We start from the raw sequence: 13,754 nt of genomic DNA, 5'->3' as shown, positions 1-13,754 counted from the left end.
ACTAAGATATTAGTAATACTTATATCTAGGTTACATCTATGGGAAAATCATTACCTCCACTTGGTTGGTTTCGGACGTTTGAAGCCTCTGCCAGACATTTAAATTTTTCAGCTGCTGCCGACGAATTAGGGATGACACAGTCAGCTGTCAGCCAACAAGTACGGTCTTTGGAAGTGAGGCTGGTAACCCAGTTGTTTATCCGCAAAGCCCGTGGTCTGGCATTGACGGATGATGGTCGTAAGCTTTTGCCAATGGTTGGATCGGCGATGGAATCGCTTGGGGCCGCGGCAAGTTTATTTGATGTTGGCCCGACGCAAGGGCTTTTGACCATCGCCACGTCAGTGAGTATTTCTCAATGGATATTAGCTCCTAATATACAAGACTTCCTAGATATGCATCCGGGATTGCGTATACGGTTGATGAGTACAATTTGGCCGGATGAGTTTAATACCTCAATTGCAGATGTTGAGATTCGATTTGGTTCTGAAAAACAAGTTGGTAAAGGGGCTGCCAGATTAGGACCAGATGAGCTGATCGCTGTTGCGACTGTCGATCATGCAGCTCCTTTGGAAGATAGTATTCTAATCGAAGCTGTTGGTACCTCAAAAGGATGGCAAGAATGGGCGCGAAAGGCAAAATATCCGACCGATCTTTCGCCAAGTTTACATGTGGATTCTTATGGTGTCGCATTAGATCTTGCTGCAAATGGCAGTGGCGTGGCTTTAACCAGTTCACTGCTTGCGAAATCTTCAATTGAAGCTGGAAAGGTTAAGCAGGTTGGTGGCGTCGGGATCATGGGGAACGAAGGCTATTATTTAGCAACTGTATCTGAAACAGACGTGGCCAAAGAATTCAGCTATTGGATTAAATCAGTTACTGAGTTTCGAAGCTAAATTTGTTTACCGTCTTGATGCTAAATGAATACCTGCAAGGGTGCATCTGACTGATCCACCAGCCTTTTCAATGGTTGGAATTTCAAGCGTAACAAGTTTTACTGAAGTTTCCAACATAGATATTTGCTCTTTATTTAAGGCGTCATAGGCTGTTTGTGATAATGCCAATAGTCGCCCATCTTGCCCCTGTAATTCGATAGCATTTCCCGCAAAGTTACGAATTTGATCATTGGTTAATGCAATAACGCGTTTCCCCGAATTTTCTAATCGGGTTGCGATTTCATCTCTACGATCTTGATCTTCAATCATATCTAGTCCAATCAACGCATAATCTGTCCCAATACACATCAATACATTTGTGTGATAAATGGCTGTGCCTTCTTCATCACTTGCTTTGAACACCATGGGTTCAAAATTGAAATGCGTGCAAAAACGTTCCAGAATAATCGGATTAGTACGATCAGATTCAACGGCGTAAGCCACCCGCGCCATATGGTCCAAAACCATGGCGCCTGTGCCTTCCAAAAATAGATCATCTTGTTCCAAGCCGGAATAATCAGTGACATCCTGAACACGATATTTTTTCTTTAACATTTCAATAATATCTGAACGTCTTTCCAATCTACGATTTTCCGGCTTCATCGGATAAACGGCGACATGTCCGCCTGAATGAGTTGAAAACCAGTTATTGGGAAATACTGAATCCGGTGTCTGCTTTCCCTCATCTTCGAACATATGAACGCGAACACCATGGGTTATCAGGATATTTGCAGCCTTTGTGATTTCATCATATGCAAACTTCGCGTCAGATGAATTGGCGGTTACGTTATTCTGAAAGGCATTATCAACTGCTGTTTCTGTATTCACAGTGAAATGATGTGGGCGGATCATGACGACAGCTGAAGGCGCTTGTATTGATAAGAGAGGTCGTTGAGAATTCATTAGGCTGCCTCTTGTGTTTTCTTTGCGCGTTGTACCATGCCGAAAAGGTCACGGGGATCATCTGGATCTGCCAGCATATCCAGTTGTTGGAACAGACCTGTTTCTTCTAGTTGATCGCGTATATAACGAAGTGCTGAAAAATCTTCTGTCGCAAAGCCTACGCCGTCAAATAATGTGATTTGATTGGCACTAGTACGACCTTCTTTTGTACCTGTGATCACTTCCCACATTTCTGTAACTGGGAAATCTTCGGGCATTTGTTGTATTTCGCCTTCAATACGGGTTTGGGCTGGGAATTCCACGAAAACATCAGAACGGGATAGGATGTCTTTATGTAATTCGGTCTTGCCTGGGCAATCACCTCCAATTGCATTGATATGAACGCCTGCACCGACCATATTGTCAGTTAAGATAGTCGCATATTGTTTGTCTGCGGTGCATGTTGTTATAATGTCAGCGCCTTGAATAGCATCTTCAGCTGTATCACAAGCGGTGATGTTAAAGCCAAAAGCAGTCAGGTTTTTTTGTGCTTTAGATGTGGCTTTTGGATCAATATCATAAAGGCGCAAATTCTCGATACCACAGATGACCCGCATCGCAAGCGCCTGAAATTCTGATTGCGCACCATTGCCAATCATGGCCATTGTATTTGCGCCTTTTGGTGCAAGATGTTTGGCAACCATGGCAGATGTTGCAGCTGTACGTAAGGCTGTTAATACGGTCATTTCAGATAGTAAGATCGGATAACCAGTTGTCACATCAGATAGAATGCCGAAGGCTGTGACTGTTTGCAGGCCTTCTTTCATATTCTTTGGGTGGCCGTTTACATATTTAAACCCATAGGTTTGACCATCAGATGTAGGCATAAGTTCAATTACGCCTTCTTTGGAATGAGACGCAACACGCGGTGTTTTATCAAAAAGCTCCCAACGCTTAAAGTCGTCTTCCACGTAAGTCGCAATACCCTTCAGCATTTCTTCGATGCCAATTTCATGGATCAATTGCATCATATGGTCCACGCTTACGAAAGGGACAAAAGCAAGAGGAGATGGAAGAGGTGCAGACATGGTTTTTTCCTTTATTTTGATTTAGAAAAGCATCATGCCTGTTTTCAATTTGTAACGTAAATTTCCATCTGTTGAAAAGTATGCTAATAATTTATACAAATTGCTAATCTATATTATACAAAAAGATAAATTTATGAATGAGAACGCAAAATATATTTTTGATGATCTGGATCGAGAATTACTTTCTCAACTGCGCGTTGATGGGCGTGCACCAGTCTCCGTATTAGCAGGGGCATTAGGTGTCTCTCGTGCGACCATTCAAAACCGAATTGATCGATTGTTAGCAAGCGGTGCTTTGTTGGGCTTCACTGTTCGCGTCCGTGAAGACCATGGAGATTCCACAATTCGTGCTGTGATGATGATTGAAATCCTGGGCAAGTCGACAACAGAAGTGATTAAGAAACTTCGGGGGATGCCGGAATTATATAAATTGCATACAACTAACGGAAAATGGGATTTGGTTGCTGAAATTCATACGGATAGTCTGCAATCATTTGATCGTGTTTTGCGGGAAGTGCGTTTGATAGACGGTGTCTCTAATAGTGAGACCAGTATGCTGTTAACATCGGTCTAATAAAAAAGCCTCCGATTTTCGGAGGCTTTAAAAGTTTTATGGTCGATAACTCAATGTGGATTTAATGGCCTTTGACCATTGTGCGAGTTTTGCTTGTCGCACATCATCCTGCATATGGGATTTAAACCTTTTTTCCAGCTTCCAGTTTTGTGAAAACTCATCCAAATCAGGATAATAGCCCACAAATTTCCCGGCAAGATATGCAGCACCCAATGCGGTGGTCTCAAGAACTTCAGGACGGTCAACTGGTGCATCCAGAATTTCAGATAGACGTTGCATAGTCCAGTCCGAAGCCACCATACCACCATCAACACGCAGAACCGTTTCTTGTGCTTCGCCCCAATCTTTACGCATCGCAGATAAAAGGTCAGCTGTTTGATAACAAACGGATTCCAATGTTGCTAAGGCAATCTCTGCGGGTCCCGTGTTGCGGGTTAAGCCAAAAATGGCGCCACGACAATCTGCATCCCAATAAGGGGCACCCATACCAACAAAAGCAGGGACTACATATATTTCTTCATTTGGGTCGGCTTTTAGTGCTAGCTCGCCAGATTGTTCTGCCTTTTCAATTAGACCAACACCATCTCGTAACCATTGCACCGCAGCTCCTGCAACAAAGATAGAGCCTTCAAGTGCATAGGTGGGTTTACCATCAATTTGATAGGAGATGGTGGTGAGAAGGCGGTTCTTGGATGTGACAGCTTTGTCGCCTGTATTTAAAAGCGCAAAGCAACCTGTGCCATAGGTGGATTTCATCATGCCGGGCTTAAAGCAAGCTTGTCCAACAGTTGCGGCTTGTTGGTCACCAGCAATTCCAGTGATTGGAATGGCTGCACCAAAAATATTTTCGTCGGTGGTACCAAAATCGGCAGCGCTGTCCTTAACTTCAGGTAAAACAGATTCCGGAACACGGAACAGATCTAACAACGTACCGCGCCAACGACCTTCGATGATATCATATAACATGGTGCGGCTTGCATTTGTCGCATCAGTTGCATGGGATTTTCCATCTGTTAAACGCCATAACAGGAAGCTATCGACGGTGCCAAAAGCAAGCTTACCTGCTTCGGCTTTCGCGCGTGCGCCTTCAACATTATCTAGAATCCACGCAACCTTGGTTGCAGAGAAATAAGGGTCTAAAAGCAATCCGGTTTTTTTTGTAACACCTGCTTCATGGCCTGCATCTTTAAGCGCTTTACAAGTCTCTGATGTGCGTCGATCTTGCCAGACGATGGCATTATAAACAGGTTTGCCTGTATCACGATCCCATACAACGGTAGTTTCGCGTTGATTTGTGATACCAATAGCTGCAATATCGCTTGCTGTTATTCCTGCTTTTTCAATTGCTTCTTTGCAAGTAGAGATCGTGGTGTTCCAGATGTCTTCTGGATCATGTTCTACCCAACCTGATTTTGGGAAATGTTGGGGGAATTCTTCTTGCCCGACCGCGCAAATATTATAATTCTGATCGAACAGGATGGCTCGGGACGAGGTTGTGCCCTGATCAATGGACAAAATAAATTTTGTTTCCCCACTCATGATAAACTTCCCTATTAAATTTTTTGTTTGTTTTTTTGATTATGAACGTTTTGCGATCATGTAACTTGCCAGTTTTTCTTCCGCATCGCTATCAAAAATCAAACCTTGCTTGCTACGACGATATAAGACGTCTTTAGCGGTCACGGCAAATTCTTCTTTCATCAAATAGTCAACCTCGGCCGCGTATAAACTACCGCCAAAATATTCTCCCATATCTGACATAGAAGACACGTCTTTGAGGATGTGAAATGCATATGTCCCATAACTGCGAACCCAACGCGCAATCATATCATCGGGTAAGTAGTTATGGGTAGATTTGATGCGCTCTGCTAAATCTTCTCGACCATTATGAGCAAAATCACCGCCTGGGAGAGTTGCGCCCATTGTCCAATCTGGCTTTTTAATGCCAAGAACGGTCTCAATCTCTTCTACGGCTGCCTCTGCCAATCGACGATAAGTGGTAATCTTACCGCCGAAAATGTTGAGCATTTTTGCCTCCCCTTCTTCCCCATCAAGTCGCAACACATAGTCACGCGTTGCTTCTTGTGCCTTGGAGGCGCCATCATTGTAGAGAGGGCGAACACCGCTGAATTCCCAGACGGCTTCGTCAGCGGATATTTCTTTTTTGAAATACTCGCTGGCGGATTTACAGATATATTCTGCTTCTTCTCTGGTAATGCCTGCGTCATCAGGGTTACCAGTAAAATCGTGATCGGTTGTACCGATCATAGTGAAATCGTTTTCGTAAGGAATTGCGAATATGATTCGACCATCTTCATTTTGGAAAATGTAGCAACGATCATGATCATAAAGTTTTTTAACGATGACATGACTACCTTGAACAAGGCGTACATTCTGAATATTTGATCCCTTACCGGTCGCATTTAGAAAGTGATCGACCCATGGGCCTGTTGCGTTGACAACAAGCTTGGATTTGATGGTTTTTTTATCCCCTGTTAGAACGTCTTGTACGTCGATTTCCCAAATTCCATCAACTTTATTTGTTTTAATAACTTTTTGGCGAGTTTCAATTACGGCGCCACGATCACGGGCGTCCATAGCGTTCAAAACAACAAGGCGTGCATCATCCACCCAACAATCGGAATATTCAAATCCTGTTGTGAAGTCATCTTTGATAGGTTGACCTGCCGAATGTGTTTTTAGGTTCAGTTTTTTAGTCGCAGGTAATAGCTTACGACCCCCAATGTAATCATATAAGAACAGGCCAAGGCGTAGCAGCCATGTGGGGCGTAAACCTTTATGATGAGGTAAAACAAAACGCAGTGGGTGTACGATATGTGGAGCCATTTTCCACAATACTTCGCGTTCCATTAAGGCTTTTCGAACAAGATTAAACTCATAATGTTCAAGATAGCGTAAACCGCCATGAATCAGTTTTGTAGAGCCGGAAGAGGTCCCGCTTGCCAAGTCATCTTTTTCCGCAAGATATACAGAAAAACCACGTCCAATAGCATCGCGAGCGATACCAACGCCATTGATACCGCCACCTACAATAAATAAATCAAAAATTTGATCTGTTTGCTGACTCATCTAATTACTTTCAAGTTCCGAGACTTCATCAGGTCCAGTTACTATTAATCGGACATTATGAAGCTTACATAATTCTATAATTTCTTTCGGCGGGGTTTTATCCGTCACAAATGTGTTGATTTGTGAAAGATCCCCAATTTGGACAGGCGCACGGCGGTCAAATTTCATGCCATCTGTGACAAGAATGACTTCGCGCGCTTGTTCCAAGATCGCTTGAGAGACGCGCACTTCACGGAAATCAAAATCCAAAAGGCTACCGTCTTCATCTATGGCAGATACACCAATTACCGCATAATCCACTTTGAAGTTGCGGATGAATTCCACAGCAGGGGCGCCAATGATGCCGCCATCTGGTCTTCTAACAATTCCCCCGGCAATCAGTACTTCAGCCTCTGGTGAGTCCATCATAATATTGGCGATGTTCAGGTTATTTGTGATAACCATAAGGCCTTTATGATGGGACAAGGCGTGTGCCACTTGTTCAGTGGTTGTCCCGATATTCATAATAAGGGAGGCATTATCCGGAATGATTTCTGCCGTCGCTTGTGCGATCTTTTCTTTTCCTTCTGCCGCAATATGGCGTCTGGAATGATATTCAAAATTTGTCACGCTGGATAAATGAACAGCACCACCATGAACGCGTCCCAGATATTTCTGTTCGCATAAAAAGTTCAAATCCCGGCGTATGGTTTGTGGTGTTACCTGAAAATGTTCAGCTAAATTCTCCACATCCACATGTCCCCTGTTTTTTGCAAGATCAATAATGTCTTGCTGACGTGCGGTAAGAATGTTCATTTTTTCCTCGTTTATTTTCACTATTATTCGTTTTTGTTTCGTAGCTCAAGTTTTTTTTTATGTTGACATTCATTTATGTTCGCATTTAAGTTAGGCTACTTAATAAAAAGTATAAGTGAACATGAATGAACATGCTGGTTTTCAAAGTATGGGATTGGCATGCTGAACAATAGGGAAACAGTGGAGGGAAAATCCAATGAAAAAATTCCTTATGGCGACAGCAGTATCTGTTGCTATGGTTTCATCTATGGGGTCTGCAGCTTTTGCAGGTATGGATGAAGCCAAAAAATGGGTGGAAAGTGAATTCCAGCCATCTACTTTGTCACAAAGTGAACAAATCAATGAAATGGAATGGTTCGTGAATGCTGCCAAGCCTTATGCAGGCATGGAAATTAACGTTCTTTCTGAAACAATTCCAACTCATGAATATGAGTCTAAAACACTTGCAAAAGCGTTTGAAGAAATCACAGGTATTAAAGTAAACCACCAATTGTTGGGTGAGGGTGAAGTTGTGCAGGCTGTTCAGACACAGATGCAAACAAACCGTAACCTTTATGATGGTTATATTAATGACTCTGATTTGATTGGTACACATTCCCGTCTTCAACTAGCTGTAAACTTGTCTGATTTTATGGCGGGTGACGGTAAAGCTGTTACAAATCCAGGTCTTGATCTTGATGACTTCATGGGTATTTCTTTCACAACAGGTCCAGATGGTAAACTTTATCAGTTGCCAGATCAGCAATTTGCGAATCTATATTGGTTCCGTAAAGACTGGTTTGATCGCCCTGAGTTGAAAGAACAGTTTAAAGCGAAATACGGCTATGACTTGGGTGTGCCAGTTAACTGGTCTGCATATGAAGACATTGCTGAGTTCTTCTCTGAAGACGTAAAAGAAATTGATGGTCAACGCATCTATGGTCACATGGATTATGGTAAGCGTGCACCTGACCTAGGCTGGCGTATGACAGATGCATGGTTGTCCATGGCTGGTGCTGGTTCTAAAGGTCTTCCAAACGGTAAGCCTATCGATGAATGGGGTATCCGCATGGAAGAGAATTCCTGTAACCCTGCTGGAGCTTCCGTAACACGTGGTGGTGGTACAGACGGTCCTGCGGCTGTTTATGCGATCCGCAAATGGGACGAATGGTTACGTAAATATGCGCCTCCAGGTGCAGCGGACTATGATTTCTATCAGTCCTTGCCAGCTCTTTCTCAAGGTAACGTAGCGCAACAGATCTTCTGGTATACAGCGTTTACAGCATCCATGGTTGCGCCTAAATCTGAAGGTAACAACACTGTTGATGATGCAGGTAATCCATTGTGGCGCATGGCACCATCTCCACATGGTCCATATTGGGAAGAAGGTCAAAAACTTGGTTATCAAGACACAGGTTCTTGGACATTCTTCAAATCCACACCATTGGATCGTATGCAAGCCGCTTGGTTATACGCTCAGTTCGTAACATCCAAAACCGTTTCTTTGAAGAAAACACATGTTGGTTTGACGCCAATTCGTGACAGTGACATCCGTCATGAATCCTTCACAGAGCGTGCGCCTAAATTGGGTGGTTTGGTTGAATTCTATCGTTCTCCAGATCGTGAAATGTGGACACCAACAGGTGTAAACGTTCCTGATTATCCAAAATTGGCTCAGTTGTGGTGGCAGAATATCGGTGATGTGAACTCTGGTGCGTTTACACCACAAGAAGCTATGTCCCGCTTGGCTCAAGAAATGGATCAAGTAATGGCGCGCATGCAACGTGCGGACGAAGCAAACAACACATATGGTGGTTGTGGTCCTCGTCTAAACGAAGAAAAAGATGCGGCTGAGTGGTTGGGCAAAGGTGGCGCGAAAGCAAAACTTGCGAACGAAAAACCACAAGGTGAAACAATCAACTATGATGAGTTGGTAAAACGTTGGGCGTCTAACTAACCTCCCTGTTGACGACCTGTTAAATCTCCCCGGGATGGCTTCATCGCCTCGAAGTTCTCCTAAACATCCCGGGGAGTACCTTTTTAAGGTATAAGACCTAATTATTAGGACTTTTCTGAAAAACGATATTTTTGTGTATGATTTCTCTGAAAAGTCTGAAATCAATAACCACGCATGCAATTAATGGGATAAAGAAATGTCATTAGAGCTGAAAGGCGTAAGCAAGCAGGTAGATGGCGAGACCCACATCTATCCAACAGATTTGAAGCTGGAAACAGGTAGCTTCAATATGCTGTTGGGGACAACGGGTTCCGGCAAAACTACTCTGATGCAAATTATGGCAGGATTAGAACCTGTTTCCTCCGGTCAAATTTTCTTTAACGGTGCCGATGTGACAGGTGTTCCTGTTCAGAAACGTAATGTTTCAATGGTATATCAACAGTTTATTAACTATCCAAACTTTACAGTTTTTGAAAATATTGCTTCCCCGTTACGGGTGGCAAAAGTTCCAGAAGCTGAAATCAAGAGACGCGTTGATGAAATGGCAGAATTGATGAAGTTGGGTCCGATGCTTCAACGTCGTCCATCTGAACTTTCTGGCGGTCAGCAACAACGTACCGCTATGGCACGTGCATTAGTGAAAGATTCCAGCCTTGTTTTGCTGGATGAGCCGCTTGCCAATCTAGACTTTAAACTGCGCGAAGAATTACGCGATGAATTACCTAAGTTGATCGCAAAACGTAATTGTGTGGTTGTTTATGCAACAACAGAGCCTATTGAAGCGTTGTTATTTGCAGGTCATACCGCAACATTACATCAGGGGCGTGTGACACAGTTTGGTCCTACAAGTGATATCTATCGCACCCCAAAAGATTTGATCAGCGCGAAGGTATTCTCTGAGCCACCTATCAACACAGCGAAAGTTGTCAAAGAAGGTAATGTGATCAAGCTTGGATCTGATATTAAATGGGAAGCCAAGGGCAATTTGTCCAATATGAAAGACGGCCAATATACATTTGGTATTCGCCCTCATCACGTGACGGCACAGGAACTTGGTGAACAGGCTATCAAAGTGGAAGGCAGTGTTCAGATCACAGAAATCAGTGGTTCTGAAAGTGTTGTACATTTCAATATGCATGGTAACAGCTGGGTTTCTCAATCTCATGGTGTGCAATACCACGATGTTGGTTCCGTTGCGCATCTTTTCGCAGATGTGTCCCAGGGTCTTTATTTTGATGATAAAGACCAGTTGGTATCGCTATAGGGTTTAGGAAAAAGAAATGGCTAGAATTTCACTTAAAGATTTGCGTCATAGCTATATGCCTGATCCGGCAAGCGATGATGATTACGCATTAAAGCGTCTAGACGTTGAATGGAAAGATGGAGGAGCTTATGCGCTTCTTGGTCCTTCTGGTTGTGGTAAGACAACATTGTTAAACATTATTTCGGGCCTTTTGACGCCTAGTCATGGTCAGGTTTTGTTTGACGATGATGATGTAACCACCTTGCCACCGGATCAACGTCACATTGCCCAAGTATTCCAGTTTCCTGTGATCTATGACACCATGACCGTGTATGACAATTTGGCGTTCCCATTACGTAATCGTAAGGTGCCAGAAAAAGATGTACATGATCGTGTGATGGAAATCGCAGAGATGATTGAATTAACACCGATGCTCAATCAACGTGCATCTGGTTTGACGGCCGATGGTAAACAAAAGATTTCATTGGGGCGCGGTTTGGTCCGTACAGATGTTAATGTTATCATGTTTGATGAGCCCTTAACCGTCATTGATCCGCATTTGAAATGGCAGTTGCGATCTAAACTAAAAGAACTGCATCAACGCGTAAAAACCACAATGATCTATGTGACACATGATCAGACAGAGGCTTTAACCTTTGCGGATCAGGTTGTGGTGATGAATTTTGGTCAAGTGGTGCAAATCGGAACACCTGTTGAATTGTTTGAACGTCCACAACATACCTTTGTTGGAAACTTTATTGGTTCGCCTGGTATGAATATTCTGTCTTGTGACTCGGATGGTAAACAGGCCTCCATCGGTGGGCAGACTGTTGATCTTGGCAACAAGGTTTCAGCTGTTCCATCCAAGAAACTTGAAGTTGGTGTGCGTCCTGAATTTATTAATTTTGCGGATAAAGGCCTTCCTGTACGTGTGGAAGCTGTGTCTGATGCAGGTCGTTTTAAGATTGTTACAACACAATCAGATGGTGGCATGATCAAGCTTCTTGTGGATGAGAAGTCTGATATTCCAACTGACAGTGCACATTTATCCTTTGATCAATCCCGTACCTATCTCTACGGAGATGGATGGCTTCTGGAAGAGGGAGCATAATCATGGCTAAAACAGAAAATCAAAAAGCTTGGTTCTTTGTCCTGCCGGTTCTTATTCTGGTGGCCTTCAACGCGATTATCCCGTTGATGACAGTTGTGAACTATTCTGTTCAGGAAACCTTTGGTAATAACGATTTCTTCTGGGCGGGCGTTGTCTGGTTTGAAGAAATTCTACATTCCAGTCGTTTCCATGACTCATTAATGCGTCAGTTGACCTTTACCTTTACTATTTTGGCAATTGAGATCCCACTGGGTGTGATTATTGCCTTGGCTATGCCGCGCAAAGGACCCTGGGTGCCGGTATGTTTAATCCTGATGTCTTTACCATTGCTTATTCCCTGGAATGTTGTAGGGGCGATGTGGAACATCTTTGCATTACCGGATATCGGTATGTTAGGCCGCATGCTGAATGAGATGGGTTTTGACTATAACTTTACCCGTCAAGTAGGCGATGCTTGGTTTACCTTGATCCTCATGGATGTATGGCATTGGACAAGTCTGGTTGTATTATTGGCCTATGCTGGTTTGGTTTCTATTCCTGATGCGTATTACCAAGCGGCAAAAATTGATGGGGCGAATAGCTTGTCTATATTCCGCTATATCCAGTTGCCAAAAATGAAGCGTGTTTTGACCATTGCTGTTCTCTTACGCTTTATGGATAGCTTTAACATTTATACAGAACCATTCGTTCTGACAGGCGGTGGTCCGGGTAACTCAACAACATTACTCTCCATCGATTTGGTGAAAATCGCGCTCGGTCAGTTTGACTTAGGTCCGGCGGCAGCGATGTCCTTGATCTACTTCTTGGTGATCTTGTTGTTAAGCTGGGTATTCTACACATTAATGATGCGTAACGAGGAACAGTAGAAATGAAACGTGCAATTCCGGCAATTTATATATTGTTTTTGATGCTGCCGATCTACTGGCTCGTCAGCATGTCCTTTAAACCAACAACCGAGATTTTGGGCTCATTCACTCTATGGCCGAATGAGTTCACCTTGGAAAACTATAAAACGATCTTCAGTGATGCCAGCTGGTATATGGGGTATGTGAACTCCATGATCTATGTATCCATCAACACAGCCATGTCTGTTGCGGTGGCACTGCCAGCGGCTTATGCTTTTTCCCGTTATCGTTTTTTGGGAGATAAGCATTTATTCTTCTGGCTTTTGACAAACCGTATGGCACCTGCTGCTGTATTCGCGTTGCCATTCTTCCAATTGTATTCTGCGGTGAGTTTGTTTGATACTCATTTTGCAGTTGCCTTGGCACATACCTTATTCAACGTGCCTTTGGCTGTATGGATTTTGGAAGGCTTTATGTCAGGTGTGCCAAAGCAGTTAGATGAGACCGCTTATGTAGACGGCTATAGCTTTCCGCATTTCTTTGTGAAGATTTTTGTACCAACAATTGGCGCAGGTATCGGTGTGGCAGCTTTCTTCTGCTTCATGTTTTCTTGGGTCGAATTGTTGTTAGGAAAAACTTTGACAGCTGTTGCGGCGAAACCCATCGCTGCAACAATGACAAAGACAGCATCGTCATCTGGATATGAGTTAGGCCTACTGGCTGCGGCTGGTACATTGACCATTATTCCGGGTGCTTTTGTTATTTACTTCGTACGTAACTATATCGCCAAAGGCTTTGCCTTGGGTCGCGTGTAAGAGGGAGGATTTGTTATGGGTTTATCATGGATGGCCTGGACTTGGCCGACAGCAGCCTTCTTCATCTTTATTGTCTGCTGTATTTTGACGCTGACAATTTGGGAGATCAAGAAACCTGGTGGTGATCCACGGCGTGGGATTTTCTTGATCGATACAACACGTGGAGATCGTCTGTTCATTACTTTATTAGGCAGTGCCTTTATCTTTTTAGGCTGGCTAGGGCTGATGGGAACACCATTGTGGGGAGCATTAGCCATCTCAATTGTGTGGGGATTTGTCGTCTTTAAATGGGCGTAAATTTCAATTGAGAAATAGCTGAAAAGCCGGAGAGTTATCTTCGGCTTTTTTATTATCTTTCAATATCTTCTTTCTAAGTTTTTGGATGGAGAAAGTATTGAAGGAAATAAAATTACTCGTTTTTTGACCTGCTGTCTCACATATGT

General features: G+C 43.4%; 13 protein-coding genes. 8 read left to right on the top strand and 5 right to left on the bottom strand.

Annotation, left to right across the window (positions count from 1 at the left end; genetic code table 11):
* Positions 1-38 precede the first annotated feature (38 nt).
* Complete coding sequence (locus tag E1160_RS09865) at positions 39-893, top strand: LysR family transcriptional regulator (RefSeq protein ID WP_155154990.1); 855 nt, start codon at positions 39-41, stop codon at positions 891-893.
* Positions 894-899: 6 nt separating this feature from the next.
* Here E1160_RS09865 and ctlX read toward each other — a convergent pair whose 3' ends face one another.
* Positions 900-1,835, bottom strand: coding sequence for a citrulline utilization hydrolase CtlX (gene ctlX / locus E1160_RS09860; RefSeq protein WP_155154989.1), 936 nt, complete (start codon positions 1,833-1,835; stop codon positions 900-902).
* Positions 1,835-2,902: an ornithine cyclodeaminase gene (locus E1160_RS09855; RefSeq protein ID WP_155154988.1), complete on the bottom strand. Its 1,068-nt coding sequence runs from the start codon at positions 2,900-2,902 to the stop codon at positions 1,835-1,837. Before E1160_RS09855 ends, ctlX begins: the two co-directional genes overlap by 1 nt.
* A 133-nt stretch (positions 2,903-3,035) precedes the next feature.
* Here E1160_RS09855 and E1160_RS09850 point away from each other — a divergent pair, with 133 nt between their 5' ends.
* Positions 3,036-3,476 (top strand): Lrp/AsnC family transcriptional regulator, encoded by a 441-nt coding sequence (locus E1160_RS09850; RefSeq protein WP_155154987.1) that lies wholly within the window; start codon positions 3,036-3,038, stop codon positions 3,474-3,476.
* Between the two features lie 36 nt (positions 3,477-3,512).
* Here E1160_RS09850 and glpK read toward each other — a convergent pair whose 3' ends face one another.
* From glpK to E1160_RS09835, 3 genes are read right to left on the bottom strand one after another with little or no spacing between them, the layout of a single operon-like run.
* Positions 3,513-5,015, bottom strand: a complete 1,503-nt coding sequence (glpK, locus tag E1160_RS09845) for a glycerol kinase GlpK (protein WP_155154986.1) — start codon at positions 5,013-5,015, stop codon at positions 3,513-3,515.
* Positions 5,016-5,054: 39 nt separating this feature from the next.
* Positions 5,055-6,566: a glycerol-3-phosphate dehydrogenase gene (glpD, locus tag E1160_RS09840; RefSeq protein WP_155154985.1), complete on the bottom strand. Its 1,512-nt coding sequence runs from the start codon at positions 6,564-6,566 to the stop codon at positions 5,055-5,057.
* Positions 6,567-7,361 (bottom strand): DeoR/GlpR family DNA-binding transcription regulator, encoded by a 795-nt coding sequence (locus E1160_RS09835; protein ID WP_155154984.1) that lies wholly within the window; start codon positions 7,359-7,361, stop codon positions 6,567-6,569.
* A 196-nt stretch (positions 7,362-7,557) separates the two neighbouring features.
* On the opposite strand from E1160_RS09835, the gene E1160_RS09830 reads away from it, so the two are divergent.
* From E1160_RS09830 to E1160_RS09805, 6 genes are all read left to right on the top strand, one after another.
* Complete coding sequence (locus E1160_RS09830; RefSeq protein ID WP_155154983.1) at positions 7,558-9,297, top strand: ABC transporter substrate-binding protein; 1,740 nt, start codon at positions 7,558-7,560, stop codon at positions 9,295-9,297.
* 196 nt (positions 9,298-9,493) lie between these two features.
* Positions 9,494-10,561, top strand: coding sequence for an ABC transporter ATP-binding protein (locus E1160_RS09825; protein WP_155154982.1), 1,068 nt, complete (start codon positions 9,494-9,496; stop codon positions 10,559-10,561).
* Positions 10,562-10,577: 16 nt separating this feature from the next.
* On the top strand, positions 10,578-11,651 hold the full coding sequence (locus E1160_RS09820) for an ABC transporter ATP-binding protein (protein WP_155154981.1): 1,074 nt from the start codon (positions 10,578-10,580) through the stop codon (positions 11,649-11,651).
* 2 nt (positions 11,652-11,653) lie between these two features.
* On the top strand, positions 11,654-12,517 hold the full coding sequence (locus E1160_RS09815; protein WP_155154980.1) for a carbohydrate ABC transporter permease: 864 nt from the start codon (positions 11,654-11,656) through the stop codon (positions 12,515-12,517).
* A 2-nt stretch (positions 12,518-12,519) separates the two neighbouring features.
* A complete protein-coding gene (locus E1160_RS09810) occupies positions 12,520-13,311 on the top strand; it encodes a carbohydrate ABC transporter permease (RefSeq protein ID WP_155154979.1) in 792 nt (263 codons plus the stop codon).
* A gap of 15 nt (positions 13,312-13,326) precedes the next feature.
* A complete protein-coding gene (locus E1160_RS09805) occupies positions 13,327-13,608 on the top strand; it encodes a DUF2160 domain-containing protein (RefSeq protein WP_155154978.1) in 282 nt (93 codons plus the stop codon).
* The last annotated feature ends 146 nt before the right edge of the window (positions 13,609-13,754 follow it).

The sequence above is a fragment of the Curvivirga aplysinae genome (genome assembly GCF_009711445.1).
GTDB classification, from domain to species: Bacteria; Pseudomonadota; Alphaproteobacteria; order UBA8366; family Aestuariispiraceae; genus Curvivirga; species Curvivirga aplysinae.
Note: the sequence above shows the minus strand (reverse complement) of the source record. Positions and strands in the feature narration are given on the sequence as shown.